The organism is Desulfosporosinus sp. I2, from assembly GCF_000960765.1.
Taxonomy (GTDB): Bacteria; Bacillota; Desulfitobacteriia; order Desulfitobacteriales; family Desulfitobacteriaceae; genus Desulfosporosinus.
In genome coordinates, this window is record NZ_JYNH01000014.1 from 36,570 (window position 1) to 59,839 (window position 23,270).

The following is a 23,270-nucleotide window of genomic DNA, read 5'->3' on the forward strand; positions in this document are numbered from 1 at the left end:
TTAAAAGAATGAAAACAATGAAAAAAAATAGGAGTTCAGGGGCTGTAAGACGAATCGTACTTCTACCCCTAACGCGACAGAACAAGGAACTTAACTTCATTGAAGTGTCTGTATCGCGAGAGGACAAAGGGCCAGGATGTATCGTAAATACTGTTTCAATCATGAAACGGTATTTACCTGAGAAACAGGACATTGTTTCAACTGTAAGACGATTCATAATAATGCGATACGCTAAACCCTTCCGTAATAGTATTCTGTTTAAAATGTTTAAATAAATTGGACAGGGACATATAAGCAGTGGACTGTGATCAGGGAATAATGGATTATAGCGAAGGGGTTAAAGCAAAGCTGGTCATTAAATTGGCACAAAAATTGCAATATTTGCTTATATTATTTTTTTTGAGGGAAGAAATGAGAACATTCTCTCAAAATTAAATAGTTAGTTTTTAAGATGTAACAACTTTCATGGGAGGTGAAGGTGGTTAAGCGCCTGTTGAAAAATGTCAATAAAGAATGAGAGGGGAATTATATTGATGAAGAAAAATCGCTTAATTAATCTAGTACTCACGTCGGTAATTGCTTTTGCACTCATCGGGTGCGGCACGACGGCTGCGGTTAAGCCTGCAGATACGGCAGGAAGTGATTCTGCTAAAAAACCGAGTGTTACAGTAAAGCTTTCCTCGACATCCAGTAAAGGTGGAGCCATGTATGAAGGGGCAATGAAGTTTAAAGAACTCGTTGAGGAACGTTCTAAGGGAGATATAGCGGTTCAAGTGTTTCCTGATGGTCAATTGGCGAAAGACCTAGCCGCCATTGATGCCCATAAGACTGGAGCAATCCAAATGTCTCTTCCTTCAACCGCCATGGCCCAGATAGATCCTAAGTTTGGAGTTTTCGATATCCCGTTCTTATTTAAAGACGCTGCTGCAGTGAGTAAATTTGCTCACGGAGAAATGTGGACGAAAGACTTTCAGCCCTTATTTGAGAAATATGGCATGGTTGGCTTAGGCTTCTGGGAAAATGGTTTCCGCCACATCACCAATAATAAACGTCCCATTAACACTCCAGAAGATTTAAAAGGAATCAAACTTCGGGTACCAGAAAGCAAACTTCGGGTGGCAATGTTTAAAGAATTTGGTGCTAATCCTGCAACCTCAGATTTCAGTGAAGTATTTACTGCTTTACAACAGGGGGTCTTCGATGGACAGGAAAATCCATTCGTGCAAATTGAAGCCGGACGTTTTGCTGAAGTTCAAAAATATCTGTCGCTGACAAATCATACTTATACACCTGCCTATCTAGTTGCTAGTAAGGTGTGGTTTGACAAACTAAAACCCGAGCAACAAGAACTCTTAAGAAAAGCTGCTGTTGATGCGGGTGATTATACACGTGAATACGGATCAAAAGTAGAGAGTGAGCTTCTAGCAAAATTTAAGTCACAAGGAATGATCGTTAACACGGCTGACGTAGCATCCTTCCAGGCCAAAACAGGACCTGTCATTGATCTGCTCAAACAATCGATTGATCCTGCTTTTGTAGATAAAGTGGTGAAAGCTGCTAAGGAGTAATCAAGAATCGATCGTAAGTTTAGAAACAACTCATGTCCCTTTATTCTCTCTTGATAGCTTTTGAATAGGGGGCATGAGTTCTTAAATTCATAAAACTTAAAAAGGAGGCAGAATCAAATGCAGTTCCTAAGTCGAATTGACCGAATTATTAAAGCTGGATTAAAATGGACCCTTGTCATACTGATGACTGCGATAACGTTAGCTGTGTTTTGGGGAGTATTCACTCGTTTTGTATTACAAAATGCTGCAACATGGACGGGGGAATTTTCAGGGTTTACTTTAGTTTGGATTACCTTTCTCGGTTCTGCTTATGCTGTTTATCAAAAATCTCATATACGTTTTGAATCATTGTTTGATATGCTTCCGAAAGCGATCGGTTTAGTTATTCAAACGATCTTCAATCTGGCTATGCTCGTTTTCTTTGCAATTATCGTGATTTATGGCTTTAACTTGTCAATGGGTGCGATGACTGCCGAGACGGTATCTCTGCCAATCACTAAAGGAGTCGCTTATTTAGTCCTACCGGTAGGTAGTCTGATTATGATACTTGGCTTTTTCTCAGATACGATAAATTTATATAAAAGAGGTGATAGCAAATGATTGCAGCTATACTAATCGGAGGGATTATGGGGTTGGTTCTTTTAGGACTGCCGATCGGTTTTGCTTTAGCAATTGTTGGGGTAGCGCTATTTTTCCTGACGGGTGCTCCTTTGGATATGTTGCCAATTATTTTGTTTGATGGTTCTAATAACTTCCCCCTACTCGCCATTCCGTTATTTATGATTGTTGGAGAATTAATGGGTGCGGTCAATCTATCCCAAAGACTCGTGAGTTTCGCGGGTAGTCTGGTTGGTTTTGCTCGCGGAGGCTTAGCCCAAGTAACCGTTGTAACATCGATGATTTTTGCTGAGATTTCAGGCTCAGCTGTGGCTGGTGCAGCTGCTCTAGGCGGTATCTTGATCCCGGAAATGGAGAAAAAGGGGTATACGAAGGGGTTTGCGGCAGCCTTAGTGTCTGTAGCAGCGACAATGGCTATTATTCTACCCCCTAGCATTCCTATGATTCTGTATGGCGTTATGGCGGGTGTCAGCGTATCGGATTTGTTTATAGCAGGTATTTTTCCAGGGTTGATCGTTGCTTTTATATTAACGATCGTCAATCACTACTTTGCCACCAAAAATAATTGGGAAGCTGCTTCTACCTTTTCGTTACCTGCTGTTGGAAAGACCTTTAAAGAAGCCTTCTGGGCTCTCACAATTCCTTTTATTATTTTGGGCGGAATCTGGGGGGGGATATTTACCCCGACCGAAGCGGCCGCTGTAGCATCGGTCGCTGCATTTTTGATTGGTATGTTTATATACAAGGAATTAAAGCTAAAAGATTTACCGGATCTTCTTCTAAGAGCAGCGAATCAGACTGCCGTTGTCATGATTATTATTGCCGCTTCTGCGGTGATCGGCTGGTTTTTAACAAGTGAGCAAATTCCTCAGGGATTAGCGGCCTGGGTGACAACCATAACAAATAATCCAATCGCTGTTTTAGCAATCCTTAATGTCTTCTTTTTGGTCGTAGGGATGTTCATGCATTCTGCCGCAGCGATCATTATGCTGATTCCGATTTTGATGCCTTTAATTCACAAATTGGGGATTGATCCGATTCACTTCGGGATCATCATCACCATTAACCTCGGGATTGGTCAACAAACTCCACCGGTTGCCTCTGTTTTACTGACAGCTTGTTCAGTCGGCGATGTTCCCTTGGTTCAGACGTTCCCTTATCTCAAAGTATATATTGCAGTCATGTTAGGAATTTTAGCGTTGATAACCTATGTTCCAATCATTAGTACTTATTTACCATCGGTGATGTAAGAAACAACTTATAAATCCGAATTTGCGTATCAAAAAATGACCGTTCAAAAACAAAGATTTTAACGGCAATAAAAGCAACCGGTGTGCTTTGTTTAAATTCCAAACGATTGGTTGCTTGTTTATGGGTTAACAAGAGGTAGTTCTAAATTTACGCTGTAAAGTTTAGTCGGACGTCCAAGCGTTCCATATTCCAATTCGACTTGAACCATCCCTGTTTCCAATAGGTATTCCAAGTAACGCCAAACGGTAATTTTAGACATCTTCAGTTCTGACGCGATGGACTGACATGAGAGGGATTTCGCTTGTTTATTAAGGAAGTTCAATATCTGATCTAAGGTTAATTGATGAACACCTTTAGGCAGGGCAGTGGGCTTAGTGATGGGTAGGATGTCGCGAGTAAGTTCAACCGGAGTATTAAGCTTGTCAAGTTCATGCTGGCTTAAATTCGAGTTTTTCAACATCATGTTTCGCAGCCTTAAATAACTTTGCAGAGCCTGTTGGAGACGCTCCATATCGAAGGGTTTAATCAAATAATCGACAGCACCGTAGCGTAAAGCCTCATGAATGGTTGAACTATCCTTAGCGGCTGTCACTAGAATGATATCCGTAGGAATTTTTCGTTGCCGGATTCGTTTTAGAATATTCAGACCATTGCCGTGCGTTAAAAAGATATCCAATAAAACTAAATCTGGTTTGGTTTCCTTAATTTGTTGTAAAGAATCATTTTCGTTATTGCTCATCCCAACGACTATAAAAGGAGCCATTTTTTCCGTGAATCGTTTATTGATATTAGCCACCATAGGATCGTCTTCAACAATAAACACCCGAATTGGTTCCAAGTGAAAACAACTCCTTTCGTAATAGTATCAACAGGTAACAAAACTTTGGTCAAATGCCAAATGCATGTAATTGTGCAACGTGTTCGGGAAGTTGGTAAGGAATTACAACCAGGAAAATCGTTCCTTTTTCGTTTGTGTTAAAGGTAATCGTTCCTCCTGCCACGTCAACTCGGTTCCTACAGTTCGGAAGTCCAAACCCTTGACCATTTTCTTTGGAGGTGAATCCGGCCTCAAACACTCGATGGCTATATTCTATAGGAATTCCAGTGCCGCTATCTTCTATTCGGATGCAAATATCATGGGAGCTTTGTTTTATAAGTACTCGAACTAACCGTTGAGACTGGTTAGAAACTGCAGCAAAGGCATTTTCAATTAGATTTCCCAAAACCACAATCATCGCATGTTCATCAAAATACTCAGGCAGTGTGATGAGTAGGCTTTCACGGTCAATTTCCAAAATAATTTGTTTTTCTTGGGCTTCACTAGCTTTACCGGTTAATAGTCCAACGATGGCGCTACACTGAATATTGTCAATAAGAAAACTGATTAACGACTGTTCCTTCAAGGTGATCGAGGAAATATAACTTTTTGCTTCTCCGTAGGCTTCCAGTTGAATTAAGCCGGAAATAACATGGAGTTTGTTCAAAAATTCATGAGTTCGCGCTCGTAAGGCTCCGACGATATTTCTTACCCCTGTGAGTTCTTCTGCGATACGGCTAACTTCAGTTAACGGGCGGAAAGTAGCAATGGCTCCCATGACCTTGTTATTAATAACCAGGGGATGACGATTGGTCAGGACGATATTGCCATTTATTAATAACTGTTCGTCTTCTAAGGGCTGTTGAGTGTTCATAACAAGTGTCAGTTGGGAGTCCGGAATTAGTTTAGAAATGTGACGTCCTACAAACTCTGTGCCCGGGGGGAAAAGGTTTTGGGCTACTTGGTTAACGACTGTAATCTCGGAATTTTGGTCAATCGCAATAATTCCTTCCTTAACGGATTGAAGCATACAGTCCCGCTCTTTAAGCAAGGTCGCAATTTCTAAGGGCTCCATTCCGAAGATTAAGTTTTTAATGTTATTGGCTAACAAAACCGAAAACAACAAAATTAATAAAAGACTAAGTGGAACGACAATATAAAAGATTTTGTAAATTTTCGAGAGTGTTAAGGAGATTCCTGGTTCAAAATACCCAACAGCGACGGCACCAATTTGCCGAGAACCGTCAAAGATCGGAGCAAAGGCTCTAATCGAGGGACCGGATATTCCGATTGCTTTAGAGGTATAAGATTGACCGCGCAAAGCTGGGCCTTCGTCCCCTCCTGTGAAAGGTAAACCAATTAATGCCTCGTTGGGATGACTATGTCGTTTACCTTCTTTATCGAGAAAGACGACAAACGCTGCGTGAGTATAATTTCGGATTTCTTCTGCAATTATCTGGAGGTCATTTACCGGGGTTTTTGAAGAATATCCTGCGATGACATCATGGCGTTGAGCAGCAAGTGTGGCAATGTCCATGGCTTGATTAGCGATCTGCTCCTCAAAGCTATCAATAAAACTAAAATGTAAAATACTTACTGCCAGGAGAAGAGGTATTAAGCTACTAATTGCCGTGGTTATAAAGACTCGAACACGCAAAGGAAGTGGTTTTCCCATAATATCCTCCGGCTAAAAATGGAGTGCTAATGATAGTTACTCTGAATACTAACAGATTTAACAATTTATTTCTATATGATTTCAACTGAAAACCATTAAATTTATTCAATATACGTAATTTTCAATAAACTATGAAAACAATGAAAATATATAGGAGATTAAGGAACGGAAGGCTAATAATAATGTTTCGAAAGGGGGAGTGCAAGATGGTTATGGATAATCCCGTACGCAAGCGCATTTTCGTGGACCAAAGTCGTTGTTTGGGCTGTAAAACCTGTGAATTAAGATGTGCGGTCGAACGTAGTTCGATAAGCAAATCCTTGGCAGATGCTGTCCAAGAACAAATCCTGCCAAGACCAAGGGTTTATGTTGAATGGGATGGGGAAAATTCAGCCCCTATTCAGTGCAGGCATTGTGAAGATGCCCCATGTTTAGAAATATGCTCAACCGGGGCAATGCAACGAGACGAGAAGAGTGGCTGTGTTTTTGTCGATGGCAACCAATGTATCTCTTGTTGGATGTGTGTTATGGTTTGCCCCTATGGAGTAATTGCCCCAGCCCAAGAGAAACACTCTGCGGATAAATGTGACCAATGTTTCCAAATGTCGCAACCCCATTGTGTAGCGGCCTGCCCGACAGGGGCTTTACAGGAAATCTCTCTTGAGGACTATGCGCTTCAGTTAAAGCAAAAAAGGCAGTCCGGGTTTGCCTAAGAGGGTAAAGATTTATCACTATAGTTTAAGCTTTTAGAGTTGAATAAAGGAGGGATTTTAATTCATGCGTCAAGTTCGAAGAAAAACAATGGACACAACCGCTAGAGATTATTTGTTGAAGGCGAAAAATGAGGGACTTCAACTTTCCTGGAATAAATACGAGGGCATGTTACCCCAAGATGGGTTTAGCCAATTAGGACTGAGCTGTCATGAGTGTCTACAGGGGCCTTGCCGACTAAATCCGTTTCGCCCTGAGGAAAATAGCACAGTTTGCGGTTTAGGAAATGATGAGCTCGTCCTACTTTGGTTAACTCGGCAAGCTAGAGAAAATAGTGACTTAGTTGCCTCAGGCTCTCAAATGCTAGTGGAGCTTAGACATAAAGTCACAGCCGGCAAAGTTGACTTGGACCAACTCCAGTCAAAAGCAGCTAAATGGTCCGTTGATGGGGCAGGCTTAAGCGACTTTGTAATGGGTTTAAGCTTAAAGTTTGCCGAGTTATCATATCCTCAGGCCCAGTCTGAGGAGTCTAGCATGGGTTATTTAAAGAGGCTAGGTTCTCAACAAATTAGCTTAATGGGCTTTAATGCTGATCTGGCAGAGGTACTATATGGCCGGTGTGGAAGTCAGTCCCGCATGGTTGGGTTAGCTGTCATTAAAGAAAAAGCCGTAAACGTTTGCTTAGACGGTGCGAACCCTACGTTACTAGCTAATGCCCTCGAGTTAAGCCAAGAACTTGAGGGGGAAGCGTTCCAACGAGGCGCGAGTGATGGCCTGAACATCATTTTAGCAGGAGATTTTTCTTCGAATTTTGCGTTTAATACTTCCAGTAATCAGGGCACGATTGAATTTGCTATTTTGACCGGCCTCGTAGATTTATATCTCATCGGAGATGGGCTCGGGAAAGCAAGGATCCCTGCCGCAGGTTATCATACTGTGGTTACCTCAGTGGTATCCAGCAAAGAAGCCCTAAGAGAGGTCTTCTTGCAGGGCATTGCAGCATATAGTCAACGTGACTTAAACAAAGTAAAGGCTTCCAATCAACTCGAAAAGGCCGAAGCAGTAGGTAACCTTGATCCACAGAAGATTAAGGAGCTACTTGATCAAAGCTTGGTCAAGGGTATCTGTGTCATTGGTGGGGGGTCAAACCTTAAGCTTACAGAAGATCAAGGCACTTTGGAACTTGTTGGAAGATTAAGCGCTCAGAAAATTCTATGTCTAACCTATGGGAATTCAGCGGTAACTCTTGCCAAGTATGGCATCTTAAATTTAGAGGATCTGGGAAACAAACTCCTGGCTGACGAGTTAGAGAGCAAGGCTGCTCCACTGATCTATAGTGTGGGTGGGGAAGGGGATGCAGCTAAGATCCTCGAATTACTCAAGGTTGCTGGAGGAGAAAAAGCGGTAGCGGTCTTCCCTGAGTTAACGAGTGCCAGAGATTTGCAAATCTCCTTAGCTTTAGCTCAAATGGGAGCTAAGGTATTTACTGGGGTACAATTACCGGTTGCAGGTAGTGTTAAGATTACAGAGGAAATCGGTAAAATCATAGAGTATTGTGGGCCAAAGGTATTAGTAGATACTGTGGCTAACTATTTTGAAATTCAAGGGTAGCTTGACATAAGAGTCAAGTTGAAAGGAGGGATAAGTTTTGCAAATTGACGCAAAAAAGTGCGTAGGATGTGGACAGTGTAGGCCGTTTTGCACTATGGGAGTGATTAATTTCACTCGAAGTGGAAAAGGGACCAAAGTCCATTGCTATGTAGATGAAGATGAGTGTGTAGATTGTGGAATATGCTACCGGGCCAAGGTATGTCCAGTGGAGGCCCTTCATCAACCACTTTACGGTTGGCCACGTTCCATCAGAGGAACCTTTAGTAATCCGTTAGCTGAACATAAGGAAACTCGCGTGCCAGGCCGTGGTACAGAAGAAATGAAAACCAATGACATTACGAATCGGTTTAAACGAGGGTACGCCGGAATGGCCGCTGAGATGGGCCGTCCAGGTACGGGAGCACGTATGAGTGAAGCAGAAAAAGTATTCAAAGCCTTAGCAAAATTGGGTGTAGAGTTTGAACCCAATAATCCTTTGACAGGGTTACTCAAAGATAAAGCAACTGGGGAGATGAACCCTGAGGTACTTAATGAAAAGGTGCTTTCCGCCATCATTGAAATGATTATCCCCTTAGATAAGGTGCTCCCAGTCCTTGAAACGATGGAAAGGGTGGCAGAGGAGATCAATACGGTTTTTTCAATTGATTTAGTGGCGAGGGTCGATGAGGATTTTTCCGTTCCAACGAAACGAATTATGAATGAAAACCATAAATGGTTTGCCATCAACGGAAAAACCAATTTAGGGTTAGGCCACATGAACGTGAAGGGAGCGGTTGAAAAATGAGCCATACCCTTCATCGACACGGAAATGAAGACAATTTACAACAAGATTATATAGTTTTTTCTATGACTGCCAAAGGGTTTAATGAAGTTAATTCTAGACATGCTTTACAGGACTTTTTACGAATTCTTGATAAATATGAACACGTTAATATGGGGGATATGAAAACCGGTGGGAAGTTTCTCGTCAATAAGGATCAAATCATCAATAATGTTGCAGATACCTCGATCGTGCACGCTGTGTTTTCGGATCGTGGGCAGCTTAGAGACGTTCTAAAAGAACTTAAAGAAGCAGACCTCGGAGTTTCAGTGATTGTTTCAGGAATCGTTGAGCATGTAGAACAGGCTTGTCAGGAAGCGGGGATTGATCCTCACACGGTTGAATACTCAGTCGGAATTCGCGGTAAACTTACGAGGCTTCCCGAGGATGAGCTCCTTGAAATTACGACTATGTGTGGGCATGGTATGGTTTCACAACATTTAGTTCGGCAAATGTTGCTCGATCTCAAACGGGGTAGACGCACGGCTCAAGAAGCAGGAGAATATTTGGCCACTCCGTGTGTGTGTGGAGTCTTTAATCCTAAAAGGGCACAGAGACTCCTTGAGGAATTAGCTGAAGTATGGTGCTTTGACGAAGTATAGACAGGGGGTTACACCATTGGTTTATGTGATAGTGGGTAATGGCCCTGCGGGGACAAATGCGATCGAACAGATCCGCAACATCGACCCAACGGGAAAAATTATCTTGATAGCTCAAGAGGCTAACCTGCCGTATAGCCGAATTACAACCCCGGAATATATGACAAATGAGCTTGAAGAACAAGATATTTATATTAGAAATGCTGATTTCTACGAGAACTATGACGTTGAAACTCGGCTTGGGCACAGGTTGGAGCAAGTCCTGGCGCAGGAGAACGTGGTTATCTTAGAGGACGGCGAGAGAATCTCCTATGATAAGCTTTTGCTTGCTACAGGTTCCCGACCCTTTATTCCCCGCTGGATTGATCTAAAGATTGAAGGGGTATTTTCCCTTTGGAATAAAGCAGATTCCGAGGAGATAAACTCATTCTTGCCCCAAGTTAAAAATGCTGTGATCATCGGTGGGGGTCTCGGGGGTTTACAGGCCGCCCGTGCTTTAAATGCCTACGGCATAAACGTAAGTGTAGTGGAAATGGCGAACCGTCTAATGCCAGGACAACTAGATCAAGCTGCTGGAGATATGCTGCTAAAAGCCCTAGCGAACCATGGGGTACAGGTTTTCCTAGGGACCGAGGTTAAATCTGTACAGGTTAAAGATAACAAGGTTGAGGGAGTTCAAACAGCTGATCATTTCCTAGAAGCTGAGCTCGTGATCATAGCTGTTGGAGTAAGACCCAATCTAGAGTTTTTGACTGAAAGTGGAGTGCAACTTGAAAAGGGGATTGTCGTCAACGAATTCATGCAATCAAGTGTCCCGACAATCTATGCCGCAGGGGATATCGCTCAAGCTAAAAGCCTTCTTACCGGCGAATCAATGCTCAGGGCGTTATGGCTGACAGCAGTTCAACAGGGTAAAATCGCCGGGGCTTGTATGGCCGGAGCGAGGACAGCTTATCCAGGCAGTCATGCGATGAACTCCATTCAACTTTTTGGCCTGCCGATTATTTCCTTGGGCAGAATTGATGGAGGCCCAGGCGTGGAAGAAGTGATTTTGAGCCAGCCCTCTTCAGGGGTCTATCAAAAGCTTTTACTCGAAGATGGGCGCTTAACAGGTCTCTTATTTGCGGGGGAAGTTCAGGAAGCTGGCATAATGTATCACAAATTAGGACAGCTGCTTAACCAAGGATATTGGGGTTTCTTAAGAGTGCTCGATGTGGAGGACATGCTGGCTTAAACCAAATTTGCAAATAGGAGTGTATTTAATGGGAATAACGACTAAAGCTGCTTTACTCAATAAAGCGTACGACATTTTTCTTGTCGAGCGTAATTTAGAATGTGGGCCTGATGAGGTTTTAGTAAAAAACCATTTGATTGGAATTTGTGGGTCGGATAAAACCTTTTACAGAGGGCAAATGCCCCCCCAGACAGCTGAGTTTAGACAAAAGCCTGAGTTTCCCTTCAAATTAGGACACGAGAGCGGCGGTATCGTCGTAGAAGTTGGCTCTAGGGTCAGGGAATATAAAGTCGGGGACCAAGTTATTGCCTTTGGTTGGAATAATAATCTGGCTGAGTACTTTAAAGCAAAAGAATGGGAACTCCAACCGGTACCGGAAGGTTTAGAACCAGATTTGGCGGCTTTGGGTGAGCCTATCTCCTGTGCCATGTATTCCGGCATGAACTCAGGTGTCCAATTAGGGGATACTGTTGTGGTTATGGGTGGCGGCTTTGCAGGTCAGATCATCGCTCAATGTGCGAAACAAAAGGGCGCTGAGAAAGTCATTGTCGTCGATGTGTTAGAAGGTAAATTAGCACTGGCTAAGAAACTTGGTGCGGATATCGTCATAAATTCCACACAACAAGAGGCTACTCAGTTAATTGCTGAGTTAACTAAAGGAAAAGGTGCAGATGTCGTGGTGGAGGCGGCAGGCAGCCAAGAATCCATTAATATGTGCACCAAAATGCTTAGGCATAATGGAAAGTTTGTGTGGTATAGTTGGATTACCCAACCGGTTACGTTGGATATCAGCCGGTGGCATGACGATGGTTTAGAATTTATCAATACCTGCCTCGTTCATCATTCCTGGCGTGAACGATTTGTCTGGACTCCCAAAACCCTTCGGCCAGTCCTGCAAGGGCTGATTGATATAAAATCGTTGATCACCCATGAGTTTAAACTCGAACAGATTACAGAAGCCTTTGATTTAGTGGATAAAGATGATACGGCGATAAAAGTCATCTTACGTCCATAAGAATTAAATAGTTAAGGATTTTTAGGACGAAGAAGCAGGGTTAGTCAACTTGGGGGAGAATAACTAAGTAATTGAACTGAGCGAGGGCTTCGGGAGGAATACTGAAGCCCTTGCTCCTATTTACTTCCAGGTCATCAGTATTATAGAAGGGATGTTGATTATCCATGATCGTCATGGCAAAAATCCTAAGCACCTTGTTCCTCGTCGTTTGGCTTCTTCGGAGGCGCGTTCAAATCGGGCATGCTATGTTAGCAGGCTCGATTATCATTTTTATAATTGCTTCGCCTACGTGGGATAAGGCAGCTACTGCACTTCAGGCCACCTTGCTGGAAACTAGTACTTGGGAAGTTGTCTTAGCAATGTTTTTTGTCATGTGCCTTGAACATCTTTTGCGGACGAGTGGCACCATAGAAGGTTTTATGACTTCTATGAAAGCATTGCTGCGCAGTGACCGAGTCCTACTTGTCCTCATGCCCGCTTTCTTAGGCCTACTTCCCTCGCTGGGTGGAGCGATGTTCTCGGCACCCATGGTCGAGCACGTTAGCCAAAAGTACCCGCTCACTCCGGAAAACAAGGTGACCATTAACTACTGGTTTCGCCATATTTGGGAATATGCAAACCCCATTGTTCCAGCCTTAATCCTCGGTAGTCAAATTACATCGATTCCCTTAGGTTCCTTAGTGACTCATATGGGAGGATATACCTTCTTGGCACTGATCCTTGGTTGGATATTCCTTCTAACCGGGAAGAAATTTCGTCCACAAAAGCAGCTGAATAATCTAACTAAACTTGAAGTTCCTAATTCGCCGGGAACCAATCTTTTTGAAGCATCTTCGCTTAAAACTTCCTCGGGCTCTATACGTTGCGTTCTCCTGGCAATTGGCCCGATAATCGCCAATCTCGTCCTCGTCGTCAGCTTCCAATTAAGTGCAGCGGTTTCCATGGGATTGGTCGTTTTCGGTATGGTTGCAATCTTGCGCTTAGAAAGGAAACAAGTCATCAAAATGTTGACCCATTCTTTTGATAAGAAACTTCTGTGGGGAATTCTCAGCATCATGCTTTTTCAACACGTCCTTACAGTGTCAGGCTTGGTTCAGGAAATAGTCGTACTTTTCCAAGGCACAAATCTTCCCATCGCCATTATGATTGGGCTCTGTGCTTTGATGGTCGGAATCCTCACCGGATCACCCCAAGGCGTTGTTGCTATCACGTTTCCCATTATCGCTGTTCTAGCACCCGGTAGTATTAATACTGCCACGACCGCCTATGTTATGGGTATTGCTGGGTCGATGCTTTCGCCGGCACATCTTTGCCTTATTGTAACAGGAGAGTACTTCAAAGGGGACATCTTCAAGTCCCTGCGTCCTGTTCTTCTGCTCGAAGGAATTATCTTGACGGTTGTTCTGATAACTCTCTACATATAAAATGGAAGTTTAGATTAATTAATATTTTTTTATAGAGTTTTAATTGCTTTAAAGCGAGTTTAAACACTCCCTCTAATCATTATGTAAACAAAAAAAGGGGGCCGTTTAGATGAGTAAAAGGAAACTTATGTACGATGTTGATGGGGAAATGAATATTACGGAGATAGTGCCACTGTACCTGTACATGTTCAAAAAATAAGAAAAGATTGAAAAAGACCCATCTAATCCAGAATTTATTGAAACTTTATGGGGAACGGGCTATAGATTTAATTCCTAAATGTAAGAACCACTATCTACAAGACAGTTTTTAATGCCCCTGTAGAAACGATTACTTAGAAGCCGGTATATAGGCTTTTGGAATTATATACGACTTCCTTAATGTTGAACTTTGCATAACAATAATCCCCTTCTGGCAAATGCCATATACCTTCTCCGTAGGTTGGAAGTTTAAATCCATTAAAATCTTTGTAATCTCCGACTGGAGTTGACCATTGTGCCCTTTGATAGGTGTTACCGAGGGTCATGTACCGATCGTCTGTGATAAAATTGGTTAATTCACCTAGGGTATTAAAATATAAGGTTGCTGATACTATACAGCCATTATCATTGAAGGTCGCCTTAGCTGTTAATGAATCAATGCTTTCCCATTGGATTCTTTGATCGATCAGGGTAGCAGGAGCCATTAAACACATATCATTCAACAAGGTGACCGCTTCCCCAATATCCATTTCGGGACCGGAAGCATCGGCCACGGTAAATAAGCCTCCTAATTTTATCAACATATTACCTTTTCCCTGCTTATAAGAATCTAGACCTATTACAGAGATTCCAACCATCTTAGCCTTGATAAAAACATTCTAGCAGGATTATCGACAAAGTTATATTGTTCGGTTTTAACCGGGATCCAATCCTTTTTTGGATCCATCTTCATTTCACCTTCAAAGCTGATTCTGAAATTCTGTACTTTTTCCTTACCCACTACGCCCACATAGTTAAGATATCGTTGAACGGGTGTAGGCATATGCTTAATATCCCGTTCACTTAAGATTGAAGCTTTTATTGTACCAACACGAGTTAAGGCTTGCAACACTTCAGCCTCATAGGTCCTCTTAATAGTTTGGGATTTGTAAATTAAGAAAGATAAAGTTAAGATCGCTATGAATATTAGAATTGAGAGAAGATAGTTTTTTTTCCATTGCTGAAGACACCTTCAATTATACCAAAGGTTCGCTAAATCGAGGCCGATTAGTCGTACCTCTTAGGTGAGGCTGATTTAATATCTCCGAAATTGCTTCGCAGAGGCGGTAGATCCCTTCTCGAATCGTTGTTTCAGAATGGCGTGCGAAACAAAGTCTAATTCGGTCTTTTCCTCCAGAGTTGACGTGAAAGGCATTTCCTGGGACAAAGGTTACTTTCTTATCCGCAGCTCTGGTGAGCAGCGCCGCGGCTTTCATATCGGGCGGCAGTTCACACCACAAGTAATACCCACCTTCTGGAATGGTCCAAGATAAGCCCTGAGGCGCAAACTCCGTTAAAGCGGTCACCATGGCATCACGTTGCAGCCTATATTGATTTCTGACGATCGGAAGGTGTTTGTCCAGAAGTCCTTGCTTACAAAATTCTGCCATAACCCACTGAGCTATGGTACTGGTGTGCAGGTCAACAAGCTGTTTGGCCAGAGACAATTGTTCTAGCACTTGGGAAGGCGCTACACACCAGCCGAGGCGAAGGCCGGGAAACAGTATTTTCGAAAACGTCCCAAGATAGATAACATGCCCAAACTCATCGAGGGATTTAAGGGAAGGGAGCGGCTCATTCTCATAATAAAGTTCGCTGTAAGGATCATCTTCTACGATGGGTATATGGTATTGATAGGCCAATTCAAGAAGTTTATGCCGTCGCGCTAGACTCATAGTTGTTCCTGATGGATTTTGGAATGTAGGAAGGGTGTAGATGAATTTTGGACGATGACGTGAGAGGATCTGTTCTAAGACATCTGTTTTTAACCCTTCTTGATCTACTGGTACAGTAAGAATATGGGCGCCTGCTGCCTTAAAAACCCCTATAGCTCCTAGAAAGGAAGGCTCCTCTATTACGATGTAGTCTCCTGGCTCCAAGAAAATTTTAGTCAACAGATCAAGTCCCTGTTGAGAACCTGATGTGATTAAAATAGTTTGGGCTTGAGTATGTAGGCCCCGCTGACTAAGCCAATCTGCTAAGTATTGGCGCAGAGGATAATGCCCGATAGTAGGTCCGTATTCAAAGGCCCGCCAATTGTCAGGACGCATTACCTTTTTACTAATTTCTTTGAATTCCTCTAGCGGATAGTATTCACCGGCTGGTGATCCCAAGGCGAAAGAAATCTCATCGTTCTCACCGATTTCATCCAATATGGATGCTAATACTGGATTATGCATCCGTTCGGATTGTCTGGTATAAAAGTTCTGCCAAGATATCGGCTGAATCGCCTTGGCATTAGAAAAATGGCCAAGAGAAGGGTTTGCTGGCTGAGGGGGACTTACTATAGTTCCTTTACCTACGTGTGGCTGAATCAAGCCATCTGCCACCAACTCATGGTAGGCATTGACCACTGTGGTGCGATTGACGCCTAACGAGGTGGCTAGCTTTCTCTCAGGAGGGAGTCGGAAACCGGGAGGAAGATCATTAGCTAGAATAAGTTGACGAATCTGGCTCTCAATCTGTAAGTAAAGCGGTGTCTTAATGGAACGGTCTAAGTGTAGTTTCATGATTCGCTTTCCCTCACATTACAATTCGATGACGAATACGAACGCGTGATTCGGATACACGGTGCGCGATTCAGATACGATCAGACACGAGATTTGATTTAGTTGGGCTGAAACTTGTCAACTCCCAGTTTAGTAAGCTGCCACGATCGTTGACAAAAGCTTAATTCCCTGTTTTATTTGCTGTGGGGCAGGGTTTGAAAAATTTAATCTCATGCTACTGTATTTCCCGTTGTATGTAAAGAAATGGGCTCCTGGGACAAAGGCTACATTACCTGCCAATGCATGGGGCAAGAGATTAACAGTGTCATATCTTTCTGGGAGAGTCAGCCAAATAAACATACCTCCAGATGGCTTTGTCCATATGGCTTGATCGGAGAAGTTTTCCTCAAGTTCGGTAAGCATATAATCTCTTCGAAATTTATAAGCTTGGCGAATCGTTTTGATGTGTTCAACCGCGTTAAAATGCGTTAGGTAATAGTGGGTAGCCCTCTGTAAGAGAGTACTAGTGTGCAAATCAGTTCCTTGTTTTGCTACGACGAGTTTGGCTATCAGACTTTTTTCAGCAACGATCCAACCAAGTCTAAGCCCAGGGGCCAGGGTTTTAGAAAAGGTGCCAAGGTAAATCACCTCGTTATCAGTAGAGCAAGATCTGATAGATGGTAACGCTTCATCATCATAGCGAAGTTCGCCGTACGGATCATCTTCTATTATAGGGATACCGTACTTGCTCGCTATGCGGAGCACAGCCTTTCGTTCTTTAAGTGTAAGAGTGGTGCCGGTTGGATTCTGATAAGTGGGCGCAAGGTAAATTATTTTAGGAGGGTTCTGTTTTATCAATAATTCGAGAGCAAGGTCATCAATTCCTGCTTCATTTGTAGGAATGGTGTCGAAATTGGCCTGGTAACTTCGGAAGGTTTGGATGGCTCCAAGGTAACTCGGGTTCTGCAGGAGTACTACATCGCCAGGATTAATAAATAACTTGGTAATAAGATCCAATCCTTGTTGCGAACCGTTCGTCAAAAAGATGTTATCTGCTTCAGTCTGGATTCCTTTAGCACGCATTTGGGCGGATATCTCCTCACGTAAGGGCAAATATCCCTCAGTAGTTCCGTATTGGAGGACAGAAGGGTCGCCTGCCCCAAGAACTTGAGCATAAGATTCCTTGATTTCGGAAAGTGGAAACAACTCCGCGGCCGGAAGACCACCGGCAAACGAAATAACCTGCGGTTGCTCAGCAATTTTCAGGAGTTCGCGAATCGCTGAATTTGCCATGTAATTTACCCTTTCAGCATATGTATATTGCATTGCTCAATTCCCCCTCTAAGTTTTAAGCTAATTATAGAGGGGAGATTCCTAGCTTACAACATCCAATTGGATGGTCAAATATAGCATCCAATATTAACCCAATTCCCTAAGAAAGAAATGATTTCAAATTCATTTTAGAAAATGGAAGGTATTTAACCTGTCATGGAGAAATAAGTAGTTAGACTTTTCTGTCAAACGTTGTAAGAAAGAAGGTGATGAGATCATGATTTACGAACCACTGGGGATTTATAAAGTAAAGTTACCTTTACCTTTTAGATTGAATCACGTCAATTGTCATGCTGTAAAAGGAACTAAAGGCTGGTGGCTGATCGATGCAGGTCTCAATCGGGAGGCCACCATTGAGGGGTGGCGGCAGTTTTTTGAAGAGCATGCTATTAGACCTTACGATATTAAAGGAATTTATATAACGCATTTTCACCCAGACCATTACGGATGCTCAGGATGGCTTCAGGAGTATTCCGGCGCCCCAGTTTATATTGGAGAAATTGACGCTGATCGGGTAAATCGCTACTGGAAAAGTAAAAACAATATCCTCAGAGCCCTAGACATCATGTATAGAGACAATGGTATGCCTGATGAGATTGTCAGAGAGACGATTGGTTCCGTTAATAACTTAATTCGTTATACATCTCCTCATCCGAAACTAACAACCTTGAAGGCGGGTCAAGTGGTGATCATAGGGGATTTTGAATACCAAGTTATTTTAACGCCAGGGCATACGGATGGACATATCTGCTTTTATAATATCGATCAAGGGGTGCTCTTATCAGGGGACCACCTTTTGCCCGAAATCTCGTCTAATATTAGCTTGTGGCCCCAAACTGGCGCAGATCCTAACCCTTTGCATAACTTTTTAAAAGCCATCGACAGCATCCGGAGCTTAAACTGTAAATTGGCTTTACCTGCTCATGGTAAGCCGTTCTCTACGATCGAAGAGAGAATAAGTCAACTTGAGGCTCATCACCAAGCACGATTGCAGGAAATGAAAGAGTGTGTAGGGAGTGGTGCGACAGCTTATCAAGTCTGTAAACAAGTTTTCAGACAGGACCTTAGCTATCATGAGCTGCGTTTCGCTATGGCGGAGACCCTAGCTCACCTCGTATATTTAACCTATCAAGGGGAATTGAAAGTTACCACTAAAGATGGAATCGACACGTATAGCCAGATTAAGAATTAATGACAGAATTTCAATAAATAATAACAACCCTTCTAATTTAGAGTCTTGAACGTGAAAATAAAGGACGAGGACAAAATGGGTTCCCCGTCCTTTGCTCATGCCCAATGCTCATATATCTGGAATATGAAAGGCAGATAATAAGCCGTAGCAAGTTACTTATGTTGAAAGATGGATTATAGGCTTTAACTAGAATGAGTTAAAGAGAGATGTTTTCGGGCACGAGTTAGTCTGGAAGAGGGTTTATGAGGATAAAAGCTAATGGCTTTTTTCGTTTTAGGCATAAACCTTAACAAAGAGATAAGATATTGTTCATCGTCATAACTTAAAGACCGCTGACGTAAGTAATGTTTCTTACCAAATAGTTCTTCACGCACCATTTCTATGTTTGCCTTAGGGCATCGTTGATAGATAAAATATCGTTCACCGTGTGAAAATTGAATTAAGAGAGTATTGGGATCTTGATTATGAATACCTATTATTTTCAGGGACTGGGTTTTATCGATTTTAGACCATCCTGCGTACAGTTCCTGAATTTCATGAACAGCTTGAGTAAAACAACTCGGGCAAATTGAATATTGAGCGATATGAGCGAGATTATCGGTTGGACTAAGGTCTAGAAAGTAGTGCTCTCGTTCGTAAACCTTAAGCTTTATGACATTTGAAGTAGAATCCAACTGCGATACAATTACTAGGTTTACAGGACCTAAATCAAAGATGCGGTCGGATACAAATATCTCTTTCAAGCATTTAGCCCCCTTTAGTTTCATTTAACATTTAGTTATTTCCACATAAAGGTGTCTTTAGCCGGGAAATTTCATGCCGATAATACATACTTATTAACAGAATATATGCCCTAATAACTTGACTTAAGTACACCTTTGCTAAGAGACAGATTTTGAAGTTCTTTTCGATTGACCACTTGGTCAAAAAAAGTGTATAATCCTGTCATCATTGATCCTAACGATAGTTAAAGCGAAGTTCTAGAAGGAGCATCTATGTACAATAACTTTGAAAACTTAAATGAGGATAAAAAGAAAAAGATTTTAGATGTATGTATCTATGAATTTGCCGATAAAGGCTATGATAAAGCCTCAACTAACTCAATTATTAAGGAAGCAGGGATTTCCAAAGGGATTTTGTTTCATTACTTCAAGAATAAAAAGAATTTATTTTTATATATCTTGGATCACTGCATTCTGGAAATGATTACGGAATATAAGAAATACCCTTTGACAGAGACTAGGGATATCTTTCAAAGGTTAAGTGAACTAGCAGTGATCAAATTGAAGATAACCCAGGCTCGTCCGTATATTATCAAATTATTTATGGAAGGACTTACAAAGTCTCCTCAGGATTTGAGATCTGAGATCGAAAAAAAGTATCTCCAAGTCTCAAAGGATATTATGCCGATGTTCTTTGAGGATATTGATTATTCGGATTTCCGAAGTGGAGTGGAACCCTCTAAGGCAATTCAAGTCATTATACTGTTTCTAGGCGCACTTGGAGAAAAATATCTCAATGATTTTAAAGGTAAGGAACAAGAGTTATTCCAGAACTACGATAAGATTATGGAAGAGTATAACGAGTATTTAGAAATTTTAAAGTATGGGATGTATGGTGTAAGGAGGTGAGATTATGGACGTTCTTATGGACGGGAAAGATCTCCGCAAACATTATCGGACAGGTGAAGTCGAAATCGAGGTCTTAAAGGGAATCAACTTCCAGATTTTCTACGGAGAATTTATTGTCGTATTGGGCCAAAGTGGTTCTGGGAAGACCACGTTGCTGAATATTATTGGTGGGATGACCCAGGCTTCATCGGGCGAGCTTTATTACAAAGGGCAGCCCCTGCATATGATTAATGACCGAGAACTTACTCTCTATCGCCGCAATGAAGTGGGTTTTGTCTTTCAAAACTACAACTTAATGCCCAATCTCACAGCCTATGAGAATGTAAAGTTGGCCGTGGAAATCGCCCAAAATCCGCTCTCTGTCACAGACATCTTACGTGAAGTCGGTCTCGAAGACTGGTCAGATCATTTTCCATCTCAACTCTCAGGTGGTCAGCAGCAACGAGTGGCTATAGCTCGGGCCATTGTCAAAAACCCTGAACTTCTCCTTTGCGATGAGCCGACGGGTGCCTTAGATATTCAAACAGGGATTCAGGTTTTAAAAGCGCTGCAGAAGTTAAATCATGAATACCATAAGACCGTCATGATCATTACGCATAACGTGGAAATCGCCAAAATGGCGAATCGAGTTTTTTATTTAAAAGACGGCTTACTGGATGATGTCAAAGTCATAGAAAAACCACTTTGTCCTGAGGATATATCATGGTAATGTTGAGAAGAAAGACTTGGAGAGATATCAAAGAAAATATGGGAGTTTATCTCGCTTGTATCATGGTCATTGCCTTAGGCTTGCTCATCTATACCTCAATGTCGATTGCGGTGGAAAGTATGGAGAAGGCACAGCAAGACTTCTATACTGAAACGAACTTCGCTGACGGATTTATTACTGTAACTGGGTATCCTGAAAACCAAGTGAACTCTCTTTCAATTCTGCCTGGAATTGATCAAGCCACAGGACGCATTGTCAAAGAAGTTCGTCTGATAGATCAACGGAAAGACTCCAATCGTTATTTGAAAATGGTCACTCTTAATGAGGGTAATGTCCCAAAAATTAACGAGATTCATCTCATAGCAGGGCAACTTCCAAACGAAGGCCAACCCGAAATTCTTGTTGACCCTAAGTTTTTAGTGGCGAATCATTTGTCATTGGGAGATTCCCTTAACGTTAGTATTGATGGTAATCAGGTCACCTTTTTTATCACGGGAACTGCCCAAAGCCCAGAATTTATTTACATTATGAGAAATGCCCAAGATCTTTATCCATCCCCGGAAGAATTTGGTATAGCCTATGTCCCCTTTAGTACCCTCAAAGCGCTCGTCAAGGAAAAAGGACAAGTCAATGATATTGTGTTCACTTTGAAGAATGAAGTGAGCTTTGATTCGGTCAAGGACAGTCTCCAAGCAGAGTTAAAACCCTATGGCGTTCGAAGTATAGTCCCTCGTAAAGACCAGGTGAGTCACGCTATTCTGACCAGTGAGATTAAACAAATACGAAACATGAGCAAAACCCTGCCTGTGGTGTTTTTGGGAGTGGCCGCCATAATTTTATACACCATGCTCCGGCGGCTCATCGAACAACAACGAACGATAATCGGAAACCTTAAGGCGTTTGGCTTTACGGATCGAGAGATTGTCTTACACTATTTAACCTATCCCGTAGTCATAGGGACAGCTGGGGGATTGCTCGGAGGATTATCCGGAGTGGCTCTTTCGTTTCCCTTAACCGCAATGTACAAGGCATACTTTGATCTACCTGGTCTGAAAAGCGAATTCTCGCTCAAATACCTTTTTTTCAGCCTGGCGATGGCGCTCGTCTTTTGCGTACTCAGTGGGGTCAAAGGAAGTTTAGACATCTTGCGCTTGGAACCAGCCCAAGCTATGAGGCCCCCAGCACCAGGGACTGCACGCAAAACGTTGATCGAAAGCTTGACGTGGTTTTGGCAAACCCTCTCATCACAGGCCCAGATGGGTATTCGGGATGTGTTTCGCACTCCAACCAGGAGTCTCTTTAACGTCTTAGGGATCGCAGTCGTTTATAGCTTAATGACAGTTTCTTGGTCAATGCAGAATATGACCGACATATTAACGGTGGACCAGTTAGAAAAAGTTCAAACCTTTGATGTCAAATTACAGTTAACGGAACCTTCCCCGACAGGGGCTACAAAATTTGCTGTCGCCCATGACCCAGGAGTATCTAAAGTTGAACCCGTATTGGAAGTACCTGCTTCTTTGAAAAGTGGTTGGTTAAAGAAAGAAGTGACTCTGATGGGTCTCACTCAAGAGTCAACACTTTATAATATTCTTGATAAAAATGGCCGACGCGTGGAGGTTCCTGACCATGGGCTTTTGCTATCTGAACATTTAGCCAAATCTTTAAACGTCAAAGCTGGAGATGTCATCTATGTGGAAAGTCCCTTGCGGAGAGAAACTCTCAGTCAGAAGGGTGAGAATTTGCTGGTTATAGGGGTTGTTCCTCAATACGTCGGACTTAGTGCCTTCATGAAGGATACAGAATTACAACGATTTTTAAGGCAAGGCCAAATCAGTACGTCAATGTTAATCAAGATGGATCCGGCAGAAGTAGGACCCATGAAAAGCAAGTATCAAAACGCAAGTAACGTTGCTTCGATTGAATCCTTAAAGGATACGGGGGAAAAGATTAAGAAAATGATGGATTCGTTCGGGTTTACGGTATGGATACTCGCCATTCTCGGCGGGATTTGCGGATTTGCTCTCATCTATAATGCTAGTATTATTTCACTCTCGGAACGCAAACGGGAATTGGCCTCCCTCCGTGTGTTAGGAATGACACCAAGAGAGGTTTTACGGGTGATTACCTCAGAACAATGGACGTTATATGCTTTTGGGATTCTGCTCGGGATACCGATGGCCTATGGGTTAAGCATGAGTATGGCACAGTCTATGAGCAATGATATGTACTCTCTTCCGGCAGACCTGCCACCCATGGCGTTGTTGGGTGCGGCTGCAGGAACTGCTTTTTCTGTTTTAGTGGCCCAGAGCAGGGCTTACTACAAAATAAAATCAC

General features: G+C 42.5%; 21 protein-coding genes and 1 pseudogene. 15 read left to right on the forward strand and 7 right to left on the reverse strand.

Annotated features, from left to right (window positions below):
* Nucleotides 1-533 precede the first annotated feature (533 nt).
* The 3 genes from UF75_RS05950 to UF75_RS05960 all read left to right on the forward strand — a co-directional run bounded on the left by UF75_RS05950 (nt 534) and on the right by UF75_RS05960 (nt 3,436).
* Nucleotides 534-1,568 (forward strand): TRAP transporter substrate-binding protein, encoded by a 1,035-nt coding sequence (locus tag UF75_RS05950; protein ID WP_045573688.1) that lies wholly within the window; start codon nt 534-536, stop codon nt 1,566-1,568.
* A gap of 117 nt (nt 1,569-1,685) precedes the next feature.
* Complete coding sequence (locus tag UF75_RS05955) at nt 1,686-2,168, forward strand: TRAP transporter small permease (RefSeq protein ID WP_045573689.1); 483 nt, start codon at nt 1,686-1,688, stop codon at nt 2,166-2,168.
* Nucleotides 2,165-3,436: a TRAP transporter large permease gene (locus UF75_RS05960; protein ID WP_045573690.1), complete on the forward strand. Its 1,272-nt coding sequence runs from the start codon at nt 2,165-2,167 to the stop codon at nt 3,434-3,436. The genes UF75_RS05955 and UF75_RS05960 overlap by 4 nt, the downstream gene beginning before the upstream one ends.
* Nucleotides 3,437-3,555: 119 nt before the next feature.
* Here UF75_RS05960 and UF75_RS05965 read toward each other — a convergent pair whose 3' ends face one another.
* Nucleotides 3,556-4,275 carry a response regulator gene (locus tag UF75_RS05965; protein ID WP_052693038.1) on the reverse strand — a complete coding sequence of 240 codons (720 nt, stop codon included), beginning with the start codon at nt 4,273-4,275 and terminating at the stop codon, nt 3,556-3,558.
* 49 nt (nt 4,276-4,324) lie between these two features.
* On the reverse strand, nt 4,325-5,929 hold the full coding sequence (locus UF75_RS05970) for a sensor histidine kinase (protein WP_045573691.1): 1,605 nt from the start codon (nt 5,927-5,929) through the stop codon (nt 4,325-4,327).
* Nucleotides 5,930-6,135: 206 nt separating this feature from the next.
* Between UF75_RS05970 and UF75_RS05975 the strand changes: the two genes are divergently transcribed.
* The 8 genes and pseudogenes from UF75_RS05975 to UF75_RS29885 all read left to right on the forward strand — a co-directional run.
* Complete coding sequence (locus UF75_RS05975; RefSeq protein ID WP_242860132.1) at nt 6,136-6,642, forward strand: 4Fe-4S dicluster domain-containing protein; 507 nt, start codon at nt 6,136-6,138, stop codon at nt 6,640-6,642.
* 64 nt (nt 6,643-6,706) lie between these two features.
* Nucleotides 6,707-8,251 (forward strand): hypothetical protein, encoded by a 1,545-nt coding sequence (locus tag UF75_RS05980; protein ID WP_045573692.1) that lies wholly within the window; start codon nt 6,707-6,709, stop codon nt 8,249-8,251.
* A 37-nt stretch (nt 8,252-8,288) separates the two neighbouring features.
* The gene (locus UF75_RS05985; protein ID WP_045573693.1) at nt 8,289-9,035 is read left to right on the forward strand and encodes a 4Fe-4S binding protein; all 747 of its coding nucleotides are present in this window, start codon (nt 8,289-8,291) and stop codon (nt 9,033-9,035) included.
* A complete protein-coding gene (locus UF75_RS05990; protein WP_045573694.1) occupies nt 9,032-9,673 on the forward strand; it encodes a hypothetical protein in 642 nt (213 codons plus the stop codon). Before UF75_RS05985 ends, UF75_RS05990 begins: the two co-directional genes overlap by 4 nt.
* Nucleotides 9,674-9,698: 25 nt before the next feature.
* On the forward strand, nt 9,699-10,904 hold the full coding sequence (locus tag UF75_RS05995; protein ID WP_242860136.1) for an FAD-dependent oxidoreductase: 1,206 nt from the start codon (nt 9,699-9,701) through the stop codon (nt 10,902-10,904).
* A 28-nt stretch (nt 10,905-10,932) separates the two neighbouring features.
* Entirely contained in the window at nt 10,933-11,919 is a 987-nt protein-coding gene (locus UF75_RS06000) for a zinc-binding dehydrogenase (RefSeq protein ID WP_045573695.1), read from the forward strand.
* A gap of 164 nt (nt 11,920-12,083) precedes the next feature.
* Nucleotides 12,084-13,343 carry a DUF401 family protein gene (locus UF75_RS06005; protein ID WP_045573696.1) on the forward strand — a complete coding sequence of 420 codons (1,260 nt, stop codon included), beginning with the start codon at nt 12,084-12,086 and terminating at the stop codon, nt 13,341-13,343.
* Between the two features lie 141 nt (nt 13,344-13,484).
* Nucleotides 13,485-13,620, forward strand: a pseudogene (locus UF75_RS29885) (helix-turn-helix domain-containing protein); the annotation flags it as partial.
* 55 nt (nt 13,621-13,675) lie between these two features.
* Here the strand turns inward: UF75_RS29885 and UF75_RS29890 are convergent.
* The 4 genes from UF75_RS29890 to UF75_RS06020 all read right to left on the reverse strand — a co-directional run bounded on the left by UF75_RS29890 (nt 13,676) and on the right by UF75_RS06020 (nt 17,395).
* Nucleotides 13,676-14,179, reverse strand: coding sequence for a DUF6544 family protein (locus UF75_RS29890; RefSeq protein ID WP_348983030.1), 504 nt, complete (start codon nt 14,177-14,179; stop codon nt 13,676-13,678).
* Complete coding sequence (locus UF75_RS29895) at nt 14,161-14,433, reverse strand: DUF6544 family protein (protein ID WP_242860134.1); 273 nt, start codon at nt 14,431-14,433, stop codon at nt 14,161-14,163. The genes UF75_RS29890 and UF75_RS29895 overlap by 19 nt, the downstream gene beginning before the upstream one ends.
* A gap of 124 nt (nt 14,434-14,557) precedes the next feature.
* Nucleotides 14,558-16,090: a PLP-dependent aminotransferase family protein gene (locus tag UF75_RS06015; RefSeq protein WP_045573697.1), complete on the reverse strand. Its 1,533-nt coding sequence runs from the start codon at nt 16,088-16,090 to the stop codon at nt 14,558-14,560.
* Between the two features lie 129 nt (nt 16,091-16,219).
* Nucleotides 16,220-17,395 (reverse strand): PLP-dependent aminotransferase family protein, encoded by a 1,176-nt coding sequence (locus UF75_RS06020; protein ID WP_045573698.1) that lies wholly within the window; start codon nt 17,393-17,395, stop codon nt 16,220-16,222.
* Nucleotides 17,396-17,618: 223 nt separating this feature from the next.
* Here UF75_RS06020 and UF75_RS06025 point away from each other — a divergent pair, with 223 nt between their 5' ends.
* Nucleotides 17,619-18,593 (forward strand): MBL fold metallo-hydrolase, encoded by a 975-nt coding sequence (locus UF75_RS06025; RefSeq protein WP_045573699.1) that lies wholly within the window; start codon nt 17,619-17,621, stop codon nt 18,591-18,593.
* 182 nt (nt 18,594-18,775) lie between these two features.
* Here the strand turns inward: UF75_RS06025 and UF75_RS06030 are convergent, their stop codons facing one another.
* Entirely contained in the window at nt 18,776-19,336 is a 561-nt protein-coding gene (locus UF75_RS06030) for a hypothetical protein (RefSeq protein WP_242860135.1), read from the reverse strand.
* A gap of 252 nt (nt 19,337-19,588) precedes the next feature.
* Between UF75_RS06030 and UF75_RS06035 the strand changes: the two genes are divergently transcribed.
* The 3 genes from UF75_RS06035 to UF75_RS06045 form a co-directional block, all read left to right on the forward strand.
* Nucleotides 19,589-20,224 carry a TetR/AcrR family transcriptional regulator gene (locus UF75_RS06035; RefSeq protein ID WP_045573701.1) on the forward strand — a complete coding sequence of 212 codons (636 nt, stop codon included), beginning with the start codon at nt 19,589-19,591 and terminating at the stop codon, nt 20,222-20,224.
* A gap of 4 nt (nt 20,225-20,228) precedes the next feature.
* Nucleotides 20,229-20,933 (forward strand): ABC transporter ATP-binding protein, encoded by a 705-nt coding sequence (locus UF75_RS06040; protein ID WP_045573702.1) that lies wholly within the window; start codon nt 20,229-20,231, stop codon nt 20,931-20,933.
* The coding region (locus tag UF75_RS06045; RefSeq protein ID WP_045573703.1) for an ABC transporter permease at nt 20,927-23,270 on the forward strand (2,344 nt) is incomplete at its 3' end. The genes UF75_RS06040 and UF75_RS06045, both read left to right, overlap by 7 nt.